This is a genomic window from Pseudomonas sp. RIT357, from assembly GCF_000632245.1.
Taxonomy (GTDB): domain Bacteria; phylum Pseudomonadota; class Gammaproteobacteria; order Pseudomonadales; family Pseudomonadaceae; genus Aquipseudomonas; species Aquipseudomonas sivasensis.
Genome location: NZ_JFYX01000047.1, coordinates 67,950 through 86,177 on the forward strand (window position 1 = coordinate 67,950; position 18,228 = coordinate 86,177).

The 18,228-nt window shown below is 59.2% G+C and carries 21 protein-coding genes; 16 read left to right on the plus strand and 5 right to left on the minus strand.

What is annotated here, in order from left to right; translation table 11 throughout:
• Positions 1-221 precede the first annotated feature (221 nt).
• The gene (locus BW43_RS03955; protein WP_032890769.1) at positions 222-725 is read right to left on the minus strand and encodes a murein L,D-transpeptidase family protein; all 504 of its coding nucleotides are present in this window, start codon (positions 723-725) and stop codon (positions 222-224) included.
• 28 nt (positions 726-753) lie between these two features.
• Entirely contained in the window at positions 754-1,302 is a 549-nt protein-coding gene (locus BW43_RS03950; RefSeq protein WP_032890771.1) for an NUDIX hydrolase, read from the minus strand.
• Between the two features lie 146 nt (positions 1,303-1,448).
• Here BW43_RS03950 and BW43_RS03945 point away from each other — a divergent pair, with 146 nt between their 5' ends.
• From BW43_RS03945 to purT, 5 genes are all read left to right on the plus strand, one after another.
• The gene (locus tag BW43_RS03945; RefSeq protein WP_032890773.1) at positions 1,449-2,051 is read left to right on the plus strand and encodes a CoA pyrophosphatase; all 603 of its coding nucleotides are present in this window, start codon (positions 1,449-1,451) and stop codon (positions 2,049-2,051) included.
• Between the two features lie 35 nt (positions 2,052-2,086).
• Entirely contained in the window at positions 2,087-2,611 is a 525-nt protein-coding gene (locus BW43_RS03940; protein WP_032890775.1) for a gamma carbonic anhydrase family protein, read from the plus strand.
• Positions 2,608-2,823 carry a DUF1289 domain-containing protein gene (locus tag BW43_RS03935; protein ID WP_032890777.1) on the plus strand — a complete coding sequence of 72 codons (216 nt, stop codon included), beginning with the start codon at positions 2,608-2,610 and terminating at the stop codon, positions 2,821-2,823. The genes BW43_RS03940 and BW43_RS03935 overlap by 4 nt, the downstream gene beginning before the upstream one ends.
• Positions 2,824-2,987: 164 nt before the next feature.
• Positions 2,988-3,455 carry a VUT family protein gene (locus tag BW43_RS03930; RefSeq protein ID WP_032890779.1) on the plus strand — a complete coding sequence of 156 codons (468 nt, stop codon included), beginning with the start codon at positions 2,988-2,990 and terminating at the stop codon, positions 3,453-3,455.
• 69 nt (positions 3,456-3,524) lie between these two features.
• Positions 3,525-4,706: a formate-dependent phosphoribosylglycinamide formyltransferase gene (gene purT, locus BW43_RS03925; RefSeq protein WP_003193969.1), complete on the plus strand. Its 1,182-nt coding sequence runs from the start codon at positions 3,525-3,527 to the stop codon at positions 4,704-4,706.
• 127 nt (positions 4,707-4,833) lie between these two features.
• Here the strand turns inward: purT and BW43_RS03920 are convergent, their stop codons facing one another.
• The 3 genes from BW43_RS03920 to BW43_RS03910 all read right to left on the minus strand — a co-directional run bounded on the left by BW43_RS03920 (position 4,834) and on the right by BW43_RS03910 (position 8,430).
• Positions 4,834-6,144 (minus strand): MFS transporter, encoded by a 1,311-nt coding sequence (locus tag BW43_RS03920; protein WP_032890781.1) that lies wholly within the window; start codon positions 6,142-6,144, stop codon positions 4,834-4,836.
• Between the two features lie 222 nt (positions 6,145-6,366).
• Positions 6,367-7,605, minus strand: coding sequence for a transporter associated domain-containing protein (locus tag BW43_RS03915; RefSeq protein WP_032890783.1), 1,239 nt, complete (start codon positions 7,603-7,605; stop codon positions 6,367-6,369).
• A gap of 12 nt (positions 7,606-7,617) precedes the next feature.
• Complete coding sequence (locus BW43_RS03910; RefSeq protein WP_032890784.1) at positions 7,618-8,430, minus strand: inner membrane protein YpjD; 813 nt, start codon at positions 8,428-8,430, stop codon at positions 7,618-7,620.
• 233 nt (positions 8,431-8,663) lie between these two features.
• Here BW43_RS03910 and ffh point away from each other — a divergent pair, with 233 nt between their 5' ends.
• The 11 genes from ffh to BW43_RS03855 all read left to right on the plus strand — a co-directional run bounded on the left by ffh (position 8,664) and on the right by BW43_RS03855 (position 18,092).
• The gene (ffh, locus tag BW43_RS03905) at positions 8,664-10,040 is read left to right on the plus strand and encodes a signal recognition particle protein (RefSeq protein WP_003193965.1); all 1,377 of its coding nucleotides are present in this window, start codon (positions 8,664-8,666) and stop codon (positions 10,038-10,040) included.
• Between the two features lie 250 nt (positions 10,041-10,290).
• Positions 10,291-10,542: a 30S ribosomal protein S16 gene (gene rpsP, locus BW43_RS03900; protein ID WP_003175899.1), complete on the plus strand. Its 252-nt coding sequence runs from the start codon at positions 10,291-10,293 to the stop codon at positions 10,540-10,542.
• A 5-nt stretch (positions 10,543-10,547) separates the two neighbouring features.
• The gene (gene rimM / locus BW43_RS03895) at positions 10,548-11,084 is read left to right on the plus strand and encodes a ribosome maturation factor RimM (protein WP_027605457.1); all 537 of its coding nucleotides are present in this window, start codon (positions 10,548-10,550) and stop codon (positions 11,082-11,084) included.
• Positions 11,066-11,839 carry a tRNA (guanosine(37)-N1)-methyltransferase TrmD gene (gene trmD / locus BW43_RS03890; RefSeq protein WP_024077235.1) on the plus strand — a complete coding sequence of 258 codons (774 nt, stop codon included), beginning with the start codon at positions 11,066-11,068 and terminating at the stop codon, positions 11,837-11,839. Before rimM ends, trmD begins: the two co-directional genes overlap by 19 nt.
• 45 nt (positions 11,840-11,884) lie before the next feature.
• On the plus strand, positions 11,885-12,235 hold the full coding sequence (gene rplS / locus BW43_RS03885) for a 50S ribosomal protein L19 (protein ID WP_003175895.1): 351 nt from the start codon (positions 11,885-11,887) through the stop codon (positions 12,233-12,235).
• Positions 12,236-12,317: 82 nt separating this feature from the next.
• Positions 12,318-12,731: an acyl-CoA thioesterase gene (locus BW43_RS03880; protein ID WP_032890787.1), complete on the plus strand. Its 414-nt coding sequence runs from the start codon at positions 12,318-12,320 to the stop codon at positions 12,729-12,731.
• A gap of 78 nt (positions 12,732-12,809) precedes the next feature.
• Entirely contained in the window at positions 12,810-13,706 is an 897-nt protein-coding gene (gene xerD, locus BW43_RS03875; protein ID WP_032890789.1) for a site-specific tyrosine recombinase XerD, read from the plus strand.
• A gap of 144 nt (positions 13,707-13,850) precedes the next feature.
• Positions 13,851-14,582, plus strand: a complete 732-nt coding sequence (locus BW43_RS03870) for a thioredoxin fold domain-containing protein (protein WP_003175893.1) — start codon at positions 13,851-13,853, stop codon at positions 14,580-14,582.
• A 129-nt stretch (positions 14,583-14,711) separates the two neighbouring features.
• Positions 14,712-16,016, plus strand: coding sequence for a homoserine dehydrogenase (locus BW43_RS03865; protein ID WP_032890791.1), 1,305 nt, complete (start codon positions 14,712-14,714; stop codon positions 16,014-16,016).
• 66 nt (positions 16,017-16,082) lie between these two features.
• The gene (thrC, locus tag BW43_RS03860) at positions 16,083-17,492 is read left to right on the plus strand and encodes a threonine synthase (RefSeq protein ID WP_032890793.1); all 1,410 of its coding nucleotides are present in this window, start codon (positions 16,083-16,085) and stop codon (positions 17,490-17,492) included.
• 315 nt (positions 17,493-17,807) lie between these two features.
• Positions 17,808-18,092: a DUF3509 domain-containing protein gene (locus BW43_RS03855; protein ID WP_032890795.1), complete on the plus strand. Its 285-nt coding sequence runs from the start codon at positions 17,808-17,810 to the stop codon at positions 18,090-18,092.
• Positions 18,093-18,228: the final 136 nt, after the last annotated feature.

The following is an 18,228-nucleotide window of genomic DNA, read 5'->3' on the forward strand; positions in this document are numbered from 1 at the left end:
GTATTGGCCGGAAATTAATACCACTTAAATACCATGTCAATGCAGCGAAAACGGTGCAAATCCGGTTTTTATGGCCCTATAACGGGGCTTGGTCTTAAGTGGTATTAGAGAGGTCTTTATGGCGCGCAGAACGGCGCAGCCCGCGCGGTGAACTGGTATTCACCGGCGGGCGCTGTTGAAGGCGGGAAAAATTTTCGAATTATTTTACGAACGGTCGACGATTACGGCCGAATCTCGATCAGGGTGCCGTCTTTGACCAGGGTCCAGACTTCACGCATATCGACGTTGCGCATGGCGATGCAGCCGTCGGTCCAGTCCAGGGTGTGGAACCACTGTTCGGGGTAGTCTTCGGTGTCAGGCGTGCCGTGGATCATGATCATGCTGCCGGGCTTCACGCCTTCGCGGCGCGCGCGGGCGGCGTCGCTGATATTGGGGTAGGAGATGTGCATGGCCAGGTTGAAGCGGTCGCTGGTCTTGCGCCAGTCGATCCAGTACAGGCCTTCCGGGGTGCGGCGGTCGCCCTCTATCAGCTTGTGGCCCTTGGGGTTTTTGCCCAGGGAAATGCGGTAAGTCTTGATCGGCTTGCCGTCGTTGATCAGTTGCAATTGGTGGGCGGACTTGAGCACCAGGACTTTTTCGACGGTTTTGCCGCCCAGGGTCTCCACGGTAGAAGCCGGCGAAAGGGTAGTGAACGACAGGCAGAGCAGAGCAAGCAACCAACGCATTAAAACGATTTCCCTTGATGCCGGATTATTATTGGGCGGGCTTGCCCATCGGCGGCACAGCCTCGCTGCGCACCGGGTAGGACTCAAGTCTGCGGTCAGCGAAAAAGCATTCTAAGGTACGTCCCACCGTGCGGAAAGCCAGCTCGGACCAAGGGATGTCGGCTTCGTCAAACAGCTGCACTTCAAGGCTTTCGGGGCCTGCGGCGAAGTCCAGGTCGACCAGTTCGGCGCGGTAGAAGATATGCACCTGATTGATGTGCGGCACATCGATCAGGGTGTAAATCGCCAGGTTGCGCACGCGTGCGCAGGCTTCTTCCTGGGTTTCGCGCGTGGCGGCCTGCTCGACGGTCTCGCCGTTTTCCATAAAGCCCGCGGGCAGGGTCCAGTAGCCCAGGCGCGGTTCGATGGCGCGTCGGCACAGCAGCACTTTATCGCCCCACACCGGCACGGTCCCGGCGACGATATTGGGGTTCTGATAGTGAATGGTCGAGCAGTGATCACACACAAAACGCAGGCGCCCGTCGCCTTCTGGAATGCGTTGGGTGACCGGTTTACCGCACTGGCTGCAGAATTTCATGCTGGGGTTCCTGGAAAGTGCGCCTATCTTGGCGTGGCGGGCAGGGGCCTGCAAGTTGTCGTTTAGCGACACCCGCCGGGTTTTGGGGTTGGGCGCCCGCACGCTTTGGTGCATGATGCATGGTAGCCAACAGACCGAGATGACTCATGCTGGACGAGCTACTTCGCCGGGTAAGCAATCACACCCCCCACACGCTGGAAACCGACGGGCGTTTCCCCGAGGCTGCGGTGCTGGTGCCGATTACCCGCAGTGATGAACCCGAGCTGATCCTGACCCTACGCGCCAGCGGCCTGTCGACCCACGGTGGCGAAGTGGCGTTTCCCGGCGGTCGTCGCGACCCCGAAGACCCGGACCTGATTTTCACCGCCCTGCGTGAGGCCGAAGAGGAAATCGGCCTGCCGCCTGGCTTGGTCGAAGTGATCGGCCCGTTGAGCCCCCTGATCTCCCTGCATGGTATTCGCGTCACACCGTATGTCGGCGTGGTCCCTGATTACGTCGAATACCTGGCCAATGATGCAGAGATTGCCGCCGTTTTCAGCGTACCCCTGGACTTTTTCCGACAGGATCCGCGCGAACATACCCACAGAATCGATTACCAGGGCCGCAGTTGGTATGTGCCCAGCTATCGGTTTGGCGAATACAAGATTTGGGGGCTGACGGCGATCATGATCGTCGAGTTGATCAACCTGCTCTATGACGACGCCCAGATCAGCCTGCACCAGCCGCCCAAGAGCTTCATCAATATCTAAGCCATCGTTTGAATGGCAAGCCGTGAGGACACACCATGAAATACCGCCTGGGCGACGCCCGCGTCGAGACGCATCCCAACAGCTGGGTGGCGCCGAACGCCACGCTGGTGGGCAAGGTCAAGCTGGAAGAGGGCGCCAACGTCTGGTTCAACGCGGTATTGCGTGGCGACAACGAACTGATCCTGATCGGCAAGAACAGTAATGTGCAGGACGGCAGCGTGATGCACACCGATATGGGCTATCCGCTGACTCTGGGCACGGGCGTGACCATCGGCCATAACGCCATGCTGCACGGCTGCACCGTGGACGATTACAGTCTGATCGGCATCAATGCAGTGATCCTCAACGGCGCGAAAATCGGCAAGCACTGCATCATTGGCGCTAACTCGCTGATTGGCGAAGGCAAGGAAATTCCCGATGGCTCGCTGGTAATGGGCTCGCCGGGCAAAGTGGTGCGTGAGTTGACCGACGCCCAGAAGCGCATGCTCGAAGCCAGCGCCGCCCACTATGTGCATAACTCACAGCGCTATGCCCGCGACCTGGCTGAGCAGCAAGAATGAACCCGATTGAACGCCCCGTTGGCTCGCCGTGCGTGAGCATTTGCGCGCTGGATGATGACGACATCTGCACCGGCTGCCAGCGCACCGTGGATGAAATCACGCGCTGGAGCCGCATGGACAACGCCGAACGCCGGGTGGTGTTGGGCTTGTGCCACGAGCGAGCGGTGGCGGCTGGGCTGGTGTTTATGGCTTCTGGTAAATCCGGCGCCTGATAGATCGCCATCGGGGGCAAGCCCCCTCCCACACTTAATCGCGTTTAATCTGTAGGAATACGGTCAAAATGTGGGAGGGGGCTTGCCCCCGATGAGGCCCTCTCAGACGACATATTTCAAAATGTGAAGTACCCTGTGCCCCTTGTTCACAGGTCTCTCGCCCCATGCTCTTCCTGATCGCCTACATCAGCAGCGTCGTGCTGATCAACTTCGCTTTCTCCACCGCCCCGCACCTTGACGTGATCTGGTCCGCCTGGGGTGGCCTGGTATTTATTCTGCGCGACATGGTGCAAACCCGCTTCGGCCACGGTGCGATCATCGCCATGTTGGCGGCGCTGGTACTGTCCTATGTCACTTCCGACCCTGCCATTGCCCTGGCCAGTGCCACGGCATTCGCGGTGTCCGAATGCATTGACTGGCTGGTGTTCAGCATTACCAAGCGCCCGCTCCACGATCGCCTGTGGATAAGTTCGGCGCTGAGCATTCCCCTCGACACGTTTATCTTCTTCGGCCTGATCGGCGCGCTGACGCCGGCGGTGGTGGGTACGGCCTTGGCATCGAAATTCGCCGGGGTCACGGTGGTGTGGCTGATCATGGCCTGGCGTATCCGCAAGCGGGCCGTCGCCAACTGAGGCCAATTTTTACAGTTCATGTAAAATGCCGGCCTTTCTCCCCATGATCCGCTCCCCTGAGGACCTGAGATGACCCGAATCGGAACTCCATTGTCGCCAACCGCGACCCGCGTTTTGCTGTGTGGCTGCGGTGAGCTGGGCAAGGAAGTGGTGATCGAACTGCAACGCCTGGGCGTTGAAGTGATTGCCGTGGATCGCTACGCCAATGCGCCGGCCATGCAGGTTGCCCACCGTAGCCATGTGATCAACATGCTCGACGGCGCCGCCCTGCGTGCGGTGATCGAAGCGGAAAAACCGCACTTCATCGTGCCGGAAATCGAAGCCATCGCCACCGCTACCCTGGTGGAGCTGGAAGCCGAAGGCTTCACCGTGATCCCAACCGCACGCGCCACGTCGCTGACCATGAACCGCGAAGGTATCCGTCGCCTGGCCGCCGAAGAGCTGGACCTGCCGACCTCGCCGTACCATTTTGCCGACACCTTTGAAGACTACAGCAAGGCCGTCCAGGATCTGGGCTTTCCGTGCGTGGTCAAGCCAGTGATGAGTTCGTCGGGCAAAGGCCAGAGCTTGCTGCGCAGCGCTGACGATGTGCAGAAGGCCTGGGATTACGCCCAGGAAGGCGGGCGGGCTGGTAAAGGCCGCGTGATCATCGAAGGTTTTATCGACTTCGACTACGAAATCACCTTGCTGACCGTGCGCCATATCGGCGGCACCACCTTCTGCGCGCCAGTCGGCCACCGTCAGGAGAAGGGCGACTATCAGGAATCCTGGCAGCCACAGGCCATGAGCCCGGTTGCCCTGGCGGAATCCGAGCGCGTTGCCAAAGCCGTGACCGAAGCCTTGGGTGGCCGTGGTCTGTTTGGCGTGGAGCTGTTCATTAAGGGCGATCAGGTGTGGTTCAGCGAAGTGTCGCCGCGCCCGCACGACACGGGTCTGGTGACCTTGATTTCCCAGGATCTATCGCAGTTTGCCCTGCACGCGCGCGCCATTCTGGGCTTGCCAATCCCGTTGATTCGCCAGTTCGGGCCTTCGGCCTCGGCGGTGATTCTGGTGGAAGGGCAGTCGACCCAGACCGCATTCGCCAACCTCGGCGCTGCACTGAGCGAGCCGGACACCGCGTTGCGTCTGTTTGGTAAGCCAGAAGTGAATGGCCAGCGCCGCATGGGCGTGGCGTTGGCGCGGGATGAGTCGATTGAAGCGGCTCGGGCCAAGGCGACCCGTGCTTCCCAGGCGGTTGTGGTAGAGCTCTAAAAGCATCGGGGGCAAATCGAATCTTCGCACCGCCCCTCCCACACTTGACCGCGTTTAATCTGTAGAAATGCGCTCAAAATGTGGGAGGGGCGGTGCGACGATTCGACTTGCCGCCGATAGCGGTTTATCAGGCAACCTTGTTCAAATCATTATCCCGCGTCTCTTTCAGGCACAGCACAGCAATCAAGCTGAGCAACGCTGCCGCCGACACATATCCGCCGACATAACTGAGCCCGCCCATCGCCACCAGCTTGGTTGCGAAAAACGGTGCCGCCGAAGCGCCCACAATTCCACCCAAGTTATACGCCGCCGAAGCGCCGGTATAACGCACGCGGGTTGGGAATAGCTCTGGCAGCAGGGCGCCCATCGGTGCGAAGGTCACACCCATCAGGAACAGCTCCAGCGCCAGGAACAGTGCTACGGCCCAGGTCGAACCGTGAGTCAGCAGTGGCTCCATGGTGAAGCCGGACAGGATCGCCAGGACTGCGCCGACGATCAGCACCGGCTTGCGCCCGTACCGATCACTGGCCAAGGCAGCCAACGGTGTGGCCAAACCCATGAACAGCACCGCGAAGCACAGCAGGCCAAGGAATGTCTCGCGGCTGTAGCCCAAGGTCGACACGCCGTAGCTCAGGGAGAACGCCGTGGTGATATAGAACAGCGCATAGCACACCACCATCGATGCGGCGCCCAGCAGCACCGGCAGCCAATGCTGGCTGAACAATTCCACCAGCGGCACCTTTACCGGTTTTTCCTTGGCCACGGCGTTGGCGAACACCGGGGTTTCATGCAATTTCAACCGCGCGTACAGGCCGACCATCACCAGTGCTGCGCTGAGGATGAACGGGATGCGCCAGCCCCAGCTACGGAATTGCTCGTCGTTGAGGCTCATGGCCAGGATCAGGAACAAGCCGTTTGCGGCCAGGAAGCCGATCGATGGGCCAAGCTGCGGGAACATGCCGAACCAGGCGCGTTTGCCCTTTGGCGCATTCTCGGTAGCCAGCAGCGCCGCGCCGCCCCATTCCCCGCCCAGGCCAAGGCCCTGGCCGAAACGCAGCACGCACAACAGGATCGGCGCCCAGGCCCCGATACTGTCATAGCCGGGCAGCAAACCGATCAACGTGGTGCACACGCCCATCAGCAGCAGTGAAGCCACCAGCGTCGACTTGCGGCCGATACGGTCGCCAAAGTGGCCGAACAGCGCTGAACCCAGTGGGCGGGCGATAAAGGCGATACCGAAGGTCAGGAATGACGCCAGCATCTGCGCGGTGCCGGAGGTTTGCGGGAAGAATACCGGGCCGATCACCAGGGCAGCGGCGGTGGCGTAGATATAGAAGTCGTAGAACTCGATGGCGGTACCGACGATGCTCGCGGTGGCGACTCGTGCAGTCGAGTTGGTCGGGGCGGCGGTCGCAGCCTCGTTATAGGTGGTGCTCATTGAATTATCCCTGACAGTCATTGCGCGTTTGGACGCGGATTATTATTGGTCGAACACCCCTGGATCAGGGTTGTGCGCGGGGCGGCTCGGGATGGGAGCGTACACCGGTCAGACAGGATGCTGCGGTGCCTGGACGCGCTCAGTGCGGATAGCACACGGTCGGGCGGGGCTTGGGTAAGCCGACCCGATTATAGGAAGGGGGTTGCGCATCGAACAAGCGGATTAAACGGACACCGGCACTCGACTGGTGTGCCAGATCAGTACCTTGCTCACCCGGTTGTCCTCGGTTTCGAGGATTTCCAGGCGGTAGCGGCCGATCTTCAGGCACACCGCGCAATCCGGAATGGTCTCCAGGGCTTCGGTCACCAGGCCGTTGAGCGTCTTGGGGCCGTCGCTTGGCAGGTGCCATCCCAGGCTCTTGTTCAGTTCGCGGATCGAAGCGGCGCCATCAATGATGTAGCGGCCATCGGGCTGCGCTTCGATATGCGGGTTGTCCGTACCCTGTTCACTTTCGAACTCTCCGACGATTTCTTCGAGGATGTCTTCCAGAGTAACGATGCCCAGCACTTCGCCATATTCATCCACCACCATGCCCAAGCGCCGCTGCTGTTTGTGGAAGTTCAGCAGTTGCAGCTGGAGGGGCGTGCTTTCCGGAACGAAGTAGGGTTCGTAGGAGGCTTCGAGCAAGGCTTCCTTGGTCAGGCTGGCGTCCGGCAGCAGATGCTGGATCAGTCGGGTGTTCAGTACGGCTTCGACCTGATTGATGTCACTGTGGAACACCGGCAGGCGAGTGCGCGGGGAGGTGCGCAGTTGCTCGATGATTTCTTCGACCGAGTCATCCAGGTTGATACCGTCCACTTCGCTGCGGGGTACCAGGATGTCATTGACGGTGATGTTGTCCAAGGCGTGGATGCCCGGCATGCGAGGGGTGCGGCTGTCGTCGGCCTCGGGCTGCGGCTCATCGTCGTGGTCGGGCTGTGGCTCGTCGCTGTTTTTCACCACGCCGGGCTTTCGGGCAAACGGGCGTAGCAGCAACAGGCTGATGCCATTGAGCAGCCAGGCGGCGGGATAGAGGATTTTCAATGGCACGCCCAGCAGCGTGTTGCCGAAGCCCAGCACCGCTTGCGGATGGCGGGTTGCCAGGGCGCGTGGCAGGTAGTCGGCCAGGATCAGTAGAACAGCGCAGGAGATCAGCCAGCCGAGCCACGGGCCGTTCTGTGCCCAGGCATAAATCGCCAGCAGGGTGCAGAGGATTACCACGGCCGCACGGCACAGGCTGTTGCACAGGATCAGGCTGTGGCGCGGGAAACTCAGGCGGGCGGCAGCCTTGTCGCCCTGACGTGTACCGGGGCGCAGGGCCAGCAGGTGTTGTTGTGCGGCTTCGATGGCGGTAAACAGCGCCGCCCATAACACCAGCAAGGCGATTACCGCGAGCATCGGCCCAAGGGGCAAGTTGTCCATGATTGCTGCCCGTCAAATATGCAGGATGTATTCGCGAACCAGCTTGCTGCCGAAATAGGCCAGCATCAGCAGGCAGAAACCGGCCAGGGTCCAGCGGATCGCCTTGTGCCCGCGCCAGCCGAGGCGATTGCGGCCCCACAGCAACACGCTGAACACCACCCAGGCCAGGCACGCCAGCAGGGTCTTGTGCACCAGGTGCTGGGCAAACAGGTTCTCGACGAACAACCAGCCGGAGATGAGCGACAGCGAGAGCAGCGTCCAGCCGGCCCATAGGAAACCGAATAGCAGGCTTTCCATGGTTTGCAGCGGAGGGAAGTTCTTGATCAGGCCGGAGGGGTGCTTGTGCTTGAGCTGGTGATCCTGCAGGAGCAGGAGCAGGGCCTGGAACACCGCGATGGTGAACATGCCGTAGGCCAGGATCGACAGCAGGATATGGGCGAGGATACCGGGTTCTTCGTCAATCACCTGCACCGTGCCGGTGGGCGCGAACTGCGCCAGTAGCACCGTCAGTACGCCCAGGGGGAAGAGCAGGACCAGTAGGTTCTCAACGGGGATCCGGTAGCAGGCCAGCAGCGTCAGCGCGATGACCGCTGCAGCGATCAGGCTGGCGGCACTGAAAAAGTCCAGGCCCAGGCCGACCGGCGTCATCAGGTGGGTGAACAGGCTCGCGGCATGAGCCAGCAGGGCGAGTACGCCCAGGCCGACCAGCAGGCGTTTGTCCGCCTTGGTGCCTTGGGCAAGACGAGTGCCCTGATAGAAGGTCGCAGCGGCATATAAGAGGGCGGCGGCGAGACTGGGTAGCAAACTGGGTGACAAGGGGACCATAAATCCTGATAGACAAGCCCGAAAGGCGCTGAGTTTGGCATACACCTGCGTTCCACGAAAGACTCCCGGACCAGACAGCGGGTGTGCATGGGCGCAGTCTTCGCTATAATCCGCGACCTGCCCACGCCGCAGGCTCGCTGAGCGCTGTTTTTAATAGCGATTTACCACAGCCTGGGCCGCCATTACCTCGGTCTACAATGCATTTCGATGAATAGGGCCTGAAAGGATCGCGCATGTTTGAAAACCTGACTGACCGTCTCTCGCAGACGCTGCGCCACGTAACCGGCAAGGCCAAGCTGACCGAGGACAATATTAAAGACACCCTGCGTGAAGTACGCATGGCGTTGCTGGAAGCCGACGTGGCCTTGCCTGTGGTCAAGGACTTCGTCAACTCGGTCAAGGAGCGTGCGGTCGGCACTGAAGTGTCCCGCAGCCTGACCCCGGGCCAGGCCTTTGTGAAGATCGTCCAGGCCGAACTCGAAAGCCTGATGGGCGCCGCCAACGAAGATTTGAACCTCAGCGCCGTGCCACCGGCCGTCGTGCTGATGGCCGGTCTGCAAGGTGCGGGTAAAACCACCACCGCCGGCAAGCTGGCGCGCTTCCTTAAAGAGCGCAAGAAGAAGTCGGTAATGGTTGTGTCGGCCGACGTGTACCGTCCTGCGGCCATCAAACAGTTGGAAATGCTGGCGGGCGAAGTGGGCGTAACCTTCTTCCCGTCCGATCTGAGCCAGAAGCCAGTCGACATTGCCAACGCAGCTATTAAAGAGGCCAAGCTCAAGTTCATTGATGTCGTAATCGTCGATACCGCCGGTCGCCTGCACATTGATGAAGAGATGATGGGCGAGATCAAGGCGCTGCATGCCGCGATCAATCCGGTCGAGACACTGTTCGTGGTCGACGCCATGACCGGCCAGGATGCGGCTAACACCGCCAAGGCTTTCGGTGATGCGCTGCCGCTGACCGGCGTGATCCTGACCAAGGTCGATGGCGACGCCCGTGGCGGTGCTGCGCTGTCGGTACGCGCCATTACCGGCAAGCCGATCAAGTTCATCGGTATGGGTGAGAAGAGCGAAGCGCTCGAACCGTTCCACCCTGAGCGTATCGCCTCGCGTATCCTCGGCATGGGCGATGTGCTCAGCCTGATCGAACAGGCCGAAGCCACCCTCGACAAGGACAAGGCCGATAAACTGGCCAAGAAGCTGAAGAAGGGCAAGGGCTTCGACCTCGAAGACTTCCGCGACCAGCTGCAACAAATGAAGAACATGGGCGGCCTCGGCGGCCTGATGGACAAGCTGCCGAACATCGGCGGTGTGAACCTGGCGCAAATGGGCAATGCCCAAGGCGCGGCAGAGAAGCAGTTCAAGCAGATGGAAGCCATCATCAACTCCATGACCCCGGCCGAGCGCCGCGACCCTGAGCTGATCAGCGGTTCGCGCAAGCGTCGGATCGCCATGGGTTCCGGCACCCAGGTGCAGGACATCGGTCGCTTGATCAAGCAGCACAAGCAGATGCAGAAGATGATGAAGAAATTCTCCGCCAAAGGCGGAATGGCCAAGATGATGCGCGGCATGGGCGGTATGTTGCCCGGCGGCGGCATGCCGAAAATGTAAAGAATTCGAGCGCAAGTTCGCTTGCGCTCCGACCCACAGGGATGTGGGATCTCCAGCAAACCCGCCGTTGGCGGGGGCTGACCTGCCGTTTTAAACGACGGCTCCATAGCAGATCTGAATGGCACGCTGATAGGCGCCAGAAAAAGACATTTGCAAAAGTCCGGATATTCCTTAGAATATGCGGCCTTTCGGGCACCTATGCCCGCTGTGCATTTAGATTTGCAGCACCGACTACAGGAACGATCTTCACATGCTAACAATCCGTCTTGCCCTCGGCGGCTCCAAAAAGCGCCCGTTTTACCACTTGACCGTAACCGACAGCCGCAACCCGCGCGACGGTTCGCACAAAGAACAGGTTGGTTTCTTCAACCCTGTTGCTCGTGGTCAAGAAGTTCGTCTGTCCGTGAACCAAGAGCGCGTAGCCTACTGGCTGAGCGTTGGCGCACAGCCATCCGAGCGCGTTGCAAAACTGTTGAAGGACTCGGCTAAGGCCGCAGCCTGAGCAATATGAACGCGACGCCAACTGTTGCTGATGATTTGATCGTTATCGGCAAGATTTATTCTGTTCATGGCGTTCGCGGCGAAGTGAAGGTGTATTCCTTTACTGATCCGACAGAAAACCTGTTGCAGTACAAAACCTGGACGCTCAAGCGCGAAGGTAGTGTGAAACAGGTCGAGCTGGTCAGTGGGCGTGGGAGCGATAAGTTCCTGGTCGCGAAGCTCAAGGGTCTTGATGATCGTGAAGAAGCTCGTCTTCTGGCTGGTTATGAGATCTGCGTGCCGCGCAACCTGTTCCCTGAATTGACCGACGGCGAGTACTACTGGTACCAGCTGGAAGGTCTGAAGGTTATTGATCAACTCGGGCAATTGTTCGGGAAAATCGATCATCTTCTGGAAACCGGCGCCAATGATGTAATGGTGGTCAAGCCTTGTGCTGGCAGCCTGGATGATCGCGAACGCTTGTTGCCCTATACGGAGCAATGCGTGTTGGCTGTTGACCTGGCAGCGGGCGAGATGAAGGTGGAATGGGACGCGGACTTCTAAGCGTGGCTAATTTGCGCATTGAAGTGATCAGTTTGTTTCCCGAGATGTTCTCCGCCATCAGCGAGTACGGCATCACCAGTCGGGCGGTGAAACAGGGGCTGTTGCAGCTCACCTGTTGGAATCCGCGAGACTACACGACGGATCGACATCACACTGTGGACGATCGCCCATTTGGCGGTGGCCCGGGCATGGTGATGAAGATCAAGCCCCTGGAAGACGCGTTGGTTCAGGCCAAGGCAGCTGCTGGGGAGAAGGCGAAGGTAATTTACCTGTCCCCTCAAGGCCGTCAGCTGAAACAGGCGGCGGTACGCGAACTGGCGAATGAGGAAGCATTAATCCTGATTGCCGGTCGCTATGAAGGCATTGACGAGCGCTTTATTGAGGCTCATGTCGATGAAGAGTGGTCGATTGGGGACTATGTCCTGTCTGGCGGCGAGCTGCCGGCGATGGTCCTGATAGATGCGGTTACACGACTGCTGCCTGGAGCTTTAGGGCATGCGGACTCCGCGGAGGAAGATTCCTTCACGGATGGTTTGCTGGATTGCCCGCACTACACCCGTCCGGAGGTGTATGCGGATCAGCGTGTTCCCGACGTATTGCTAAGTGGCAATCACGCACACATCCGGCGTTGGCGTTTACAGCAGTCCCTTGGTCGGACCTATGAACGACGCGCCGATCTTCTGGAAAGCCGCTCGCTTTCTGGAGAAGAGAAGAAGCTGCTCGAGGAATACATCCTCGCGCGGGACGATAGTTAACAACGTATCGATGGTAGGTCCATTGACTTACCTTAGGAGCACAGCATGACTAACAAAATCATCCTTGCACTCGAAGCAGAGCAGATGACCAAAGAGATCCCTACCTTTGCCCCGGGCGACACTATTGTCGTTCAGGTGAAAGTGAAGGAAGGCGACCGTTCGCGTCTGCAAGCGTTCGAAGGCGTGGTAATCGCCAAGCGTAACCGTGGTGTGAACAGTGCTTTCACTGTTCGTAAAATCTCCAACGGTGTTGGCGTAGAGCGTACTTTCCAGACCTACAGCCCGCAAATCGACAGCATGGCCGTTAAGCGTCGCGGTGACGTACGTAAAGCCAAGCTGTACTACCTGCGTGACCTGTCCGGTAAAGCAGCTCGCATCAAGGAAAAACTGGCTTAAGTCCAGCTTTCCGATGCAGAAAAAAGCAGCCTACGGGCTGCTTTTTTGTGCCTGAAATTTGTCCATTTTCCGGTATTTGCCCATGACTACTCGCCTCGAAGAAATTCAGCGCCGTACTGACCTCTCTGTCACCCATGTGACCAAGGCTGTATTCCCGCCGACGACCAACCACCACAACACCTTGTTCGGCGGCACTGCACTGGCCTGGATGGATGAAGTATCGTTCATCACCGCCACGCGTTTTTGCCGTTTGCCGTTGGTGACGGTTTCTACCGACCGCATCGACTTCAATCATGCGATTCCGGCGGGTTCCATCGTTGAGCTGATCGGCCGTGTAATCAAGGTCGGCAACACCAGTCTCAAGGTTGAGGTTGAAGTGTTCGTCGAGAGCATGAGTGCCGATGGACGTGAAAAGGCGATCCAGGGCGTGTTCAGCTTTGTCGCGATTGATGCGGACAAGCGCCCAGTACCTGTGCTGCCGGGATTTGCAAACTGAAACATCCTTTTGTAGGAGCCGGCAAGCCGACTTCTACATGCGGTAGCATCCCCCTATTCTTTTCTGCTTCGAGCCCTCATGCCTGCTATCGACCACCCCCTGATCGACCGCTTCCTCGACGCCCTCTGGCTGGAAAAAGGCCTTTCGGACAACACTCGCCAGGCTTACCGCAGTGACCTGGCGCTGTTCAACGGCTGGCTGCAGGAGAATAACCTTGAGCTGGTCAGCGCTGGCCGTGAGCTGATCCTCGATCACTTGGCCTGGCGCCTGGATCAGAATTACAAGCCGCGCTCCACTGCACGGTTTCTATCTGGTGTACGTGGCTTTTATCGCTATCTGCTGCGGGAAAAGCTGATTGCCCTGGACCCGACCTTGCAAGTCGACATGCCGCAACTGGGCAGGCCATTGCCCAAATCCCTATCGGAAGCCGACGTCGACGCCTTGCTCGCCGCCCCTGACCTGAGCGAAGCCATCGGCCAGCGTGACCGCGCTATGCTCGAAGTGTTGTACGCATGCGGGCTACGGGTTACCGAGCTGATCAGCCTGACCCTGGAGCAGGTTAACCTGCGTCAGGGCGTGCTGCGTGTGATGGGCAAGGGCAGTAAGGAGCGGCTGGTGCCGATGGGAGAGGAGGCGATTGTGTGGGTCGAGCGTTATATGCGCGATGCCCGTGGCGAATTGCTCGGTGGGCGCCCCAGCGATGTGCTGTTTCCCAGCCTGCGCGGTGAGCAAATGACCCGCCAGACTTTCTGGCATCGCATCAAGCACCAGGCCAAGGTCGCCGGAATTGGCAAGAGCCTGTCTCCCCACACGCTACGCCATGCATTTGCCACCCATTTGCTCAACCACGGTGCGGATTTACGCGTGGTGCAAATGCTGCTCGGGCACAGCGACTTATCCACCACCCAGATCTACACCCATGTGGCGCGTGCGCGATTGCAGGATATGCACGCCAAGCACCACCCGCGAGGCTGAAAACCGCCAATTTATCCCGCCGCGGGCTGCCCTGCGGCCCAACTGTGGTAGGCTTTGCCGGTTAGCAAAGGTGACGGTCCCGACCCGTGTCTACAGAGACAGCGGTGTTCCTTCCCGTCCCTGCATCTGCCTTCAGGAGTTCCCATGCGCTTGACCCAGATTATTGCCGCCGCAGCCATTGCGTTGGTTTCCACCTTTGCCGTCGCCGATGATGCTGCCGAGCAGACCATCCGCAAGAGCCTGGCCAACCTGCAACTTGATACCCCGATCGAAAGCATCAGCGCCAGCCCGATGGCCGGCCTGTATGAAGTCAAGCTCAAGGGTAGCCGCGTGTTGTACGCCAGTGCCGATGGCCAGTACATCGTCCAGGGTTACCTGTTCCAGTTGAAAGACGGCAAGCCGGTCAACCTGACTGAGAAAGCCGAGCGTCTGGGCGTGTCCAAATTGATCAATGGCATTCCGGTGGCCGAGACTGTGGTGTACCCGGCCATCGGCGAGACCAAGACTCACATTACCGTGTTTACGGACACCACCTGCCCGTACTGCCATAAGCTGCACGCCGAAGTGCCTGCGTTGAACAAGCTGGGTGTGGAAGTGCGCTACGTAGCGTTTCCGCGTCAGGGCCTGGGTTCGCCGGGTGACGAACAATTGCAGGCGGTCTGGTGCTCGGCCGATAAGAAAGCGGCCATGGACAAGATGGTCGACGGCAAGGAAATCAAGGCCGCCAAGTGCGCCAATCCGGTCTCCAAGCAGTTCGCATTGGGCCAGTCCATTGGCGTGAACGGTACACCGGCTATCGTTTTGGCTGATGGCCAGGTTATTCCGGGCTACCAGCCGGCGCCACAAGTTGCCAAACTGGCGCTGAGTGCCAAATAAACCAGCATCGTCGAACCTTTGACGATCATGGCTCGTTGATCAGTCGACGGGTCATTAATTGAAAGCCGCAGTTGTGCGGCTGTTTTCCACGGCCGACCTAGCGTCGGCCGTTTCATGGGGAGTTCTTCAGTGAAACCGGTCAAAGTAGGCATCTGTGGTTTAGGGACCGTCGGTGGCGGCACCTTCAACGTACTTCAGCGTAATGCTGAAGAAATTTCCCGCCGTGCAGGGCGCGGGATTGAAGTGGCGCAAATTGCCACGCGTTCGCCAAAGCCTCAGTTCGAAACGACCGGTATTGCGATTACCAACGATGTCTTCGCCGTGGCCACCAATCCGGAGATCGATATCGTCATCGAGCTGGTAGGCGGCTATACCGTTGCCCGTGAGCTGGTGCTCAAAGCCATCGAGAACGGCAAGCACGTGGTCACTGCCAACAAGGCGCTGATCGCCGTGCACGGCAACGAGATCTTCGCCAAGGCGCGTGAGAAGGGCGTGATCGTAGCGTTCGAAGCCGCAGTAGCCGGTGGTATCCCGGTGATCAAGGCGATACGTGAAGGCTTGTCCGCCAACCGTATCAACTGGGTGGCCGGCATCATCAACGGCACCGGTAACTTCATTCTCACCGAAATGCGTGAGAAGGGCCGTACCTTCGAAGACGTGCTGGCAGAAGCCCAGGCTCTGGGTTACGCCGAAGCCGACCCGACTTTCGACGTGGAAGGGATCGACGCGGCCCACAAGCTGACCATCCTGGCGTCCATCGCCTTTGGTATCCCGCTGCAGTTCGACAAGGCCTACACCGAAGGCATCACCAAGCTGACCACGGCCGACGTGAACTACGCCGAAGCCCTGGGCTACCGCATCAAGCATCTTGGCGTAGCGCGCAGCACCCCGGCTGGTATCGAGCTGCGTGTGCACCCGACGCTGATCCCCGCCGATCGCCTGATCGCCAACGTCAACGGCGTGATGAACGCAGTGATGGTCAACGGTGACGCTGCGGGTTCCACGCTGTTCTACGGCGCCGGCGCTGGTATGGAGCCGACCGCTTCCTCGGTGATCGCCGACTTGGTAGACGTGGTTCGCGCCATGACCAGCGACCCGGAAAACCGCGTCCCGCACCTGGCCTTCCAGCCTGATTCACTGTCGGCCCACCCGATCCTGCCTATCGAAGCGTGCGAAAGTGCCTACTACCTGCGCATCCAGGCCAAGGATCATCCGGGCGTGTTGGCCCAGGTCGCCAGCATCCTGTCGGAGCGCGGTATCAACATCGAGTCGATCATGCAGAAGGAAGTCGAGGAGCAAAATGGCCAGGTGCCGATGATCCTGCTGACCCACCGGGTGCTTGAGCAGCACATCAACGACGCCATCACCGCGCTGGAAGCCTTGCAAGGCGTTGTCGGCCCGGTCGTTCGTATTCGTGTTGAACACCTGAACTAACCGATTGTTCCAGGGGCCCCGCGCGTTCGGCGGCCTCTGTTCGAGAATGTTTTAGAGGAGCCAGTCATGCGTTACATCAGCACCCGCGGCCAGGCACCGGCCCTGAATTTCGAAGACGTTTTGCTGGCAGGCCTTGCCACTGACGGCGGCCTGTACGTGCCGGAAAACCTGCCACGCTTCACTCAGGAAGAAATCGCCTCCTGGGCCGGGCTGCCGTACCACGAACTGGCGTTCCGAGTGATGCGTCCATTCGTCACCGGCAGCATTCCAGATGCGGACTTCAAGAAGATTCTGGAAGAAACATACGGCGTGTTTTCCCACAGCGCCATCGCGCCGTTGCGCCAACTGAATGGCAATGAGTGGGTGCTGGAACTGTTCCACGGCCCGACTCTGGCGTTCAAGGACTTTGCCCTGCAACTGCTCGGTCGCCTGTTGGATTATGTGTTGGAGAAGCGCGGCGAGCGCGTTGTGATCATCGGCGCTACCTCCGGTGATACCGGTTCGGCCGCCATCGAAGGTTGCAAGCACTGCGAAAACGTCGACATCTTCATCCTGCACCCGCACAAGCGTGTGTCGGAAGTGCAGCGCCGTCAGATGACCACCATCTTTGGCGAGAACATCCACAACATCGCCATCGAAGGCAACTTCGATGACTGCCAGGAAATGGTCAAGAACAGCTTCGCTGACCAGAGCTTCCTCAAGGGCACCCGCCTGGTCGCGGTGAACTCGATCAACTGGGCGCGGATCATGGCCCAGATCGTTTACTACTTCCACGCATCCCTACAGTTGGGCGGCCCGGCGCGTTCGGTGTCGTTCTCGGTGCCGACCGGCAACTTCGGCGATATCTTCGCCGGTTACCTGGCGCGTAACATGGGCCTGCCGATCAATCAGTTGATCGTCGCCACCAACCGCAACGACATCCTGCACCGCTTCATGAGCGGCAATCAGTACGTCAAGGAAACCCTGCACGCTACCCTGTCGCCTTCCATGGACATCATGGTCTCGTCGAACTTCGAACGCCTGCTGTTCGACATGCACGGTCGCAACGGTTCGGCGATTGCCGGCTTGATGGACACCTTCAAGAGCGGCGGCGGTTTCAGCGTTGATGAGGAGCGCTGGACCGAAACCCGCAAGCTCTTTGACTCCCTGGCCGTGGACGATGCACAGACCTGCGAGACCATCGCCGAAGTCTATGCCCAGACCGGCGAACTGCTCGACCCGCACACCGCCATCGGTGTGAAGGCCGCCCGCGAATGCCGTCGCAGCCTGGATATTCCAATGGTGATCCTCGGTACCGCGCACCCGGTCAAATTCCCGGAAGCGGTGGAGAAAGCCGGTGTCGGCAAGGCGTTGGAGCTGCCGGTGCACTTGACCGACCTGTTCGAGCGCGAAGAGCGTTGCACGGTGTTGGCCAATGACTTGAAAGCAGTGCAGGCGTTTGTCAGCCAGCACGGCAATCGTGGTAAGCCGTTGTAAGGCAGACCGCGTACACAAAAACGCCGCTCTCCCTTGCTTGGGTCAGCGGCGTTTTTTGTTTTTTGGCAGCGCTCATTAAGTAAAGGGGCGACCTGCGATAGCGCCCGGCCAAACCCCAAATCACCGCCCATTGCGCAAGCATTTATGTGTCGCCGTTTTTTGCTTGTCATATTGCAAGCGCATGCTGGAAACCTCATCCCCCGGTAACCCCCGTAAATACGAAAAAGCGAACTTTCCTACGTCATAGCCAGTCACTTAGGATAGATGCAGTTCCCGTTGAAACGATTGTTCCCGAACTATTGAGTGGTGATCGAGATGGAAAGTATCAGCCTATTGCTCGAAGAAGCACTGACCCCTTATCAGGTTACGCTGACCACTGCGGGTGTTCAGGACGAGTGCTTGGTGACAGTAAAGAATCCTACTGGCGCTATTGTGGTCGAGCGTGAAGTTGACCGTGCCCAATTGATGGATAAACGCGTGCTGGTGGACGTAGTGGACTGCCTGCTGCGTGACATCAAAATTGCAGAAGGCCGATTGGAACCCTCGGTCATCGCCGCCTTACGCAATGCCGCCCAGACCCGTGGCATTGCCCGCGCATGAAGAATTGTTCATCGATGGAAACTTCCTACGGCATGGCCGGTCAGATTTTGTAACAGCAAGAGCAAACATTGTGCTCCGGTGTTTGTGGCTTGCTGTACTGGTCTTTGTTGGCCACGTTTAACCCTGAAGTGTCTCC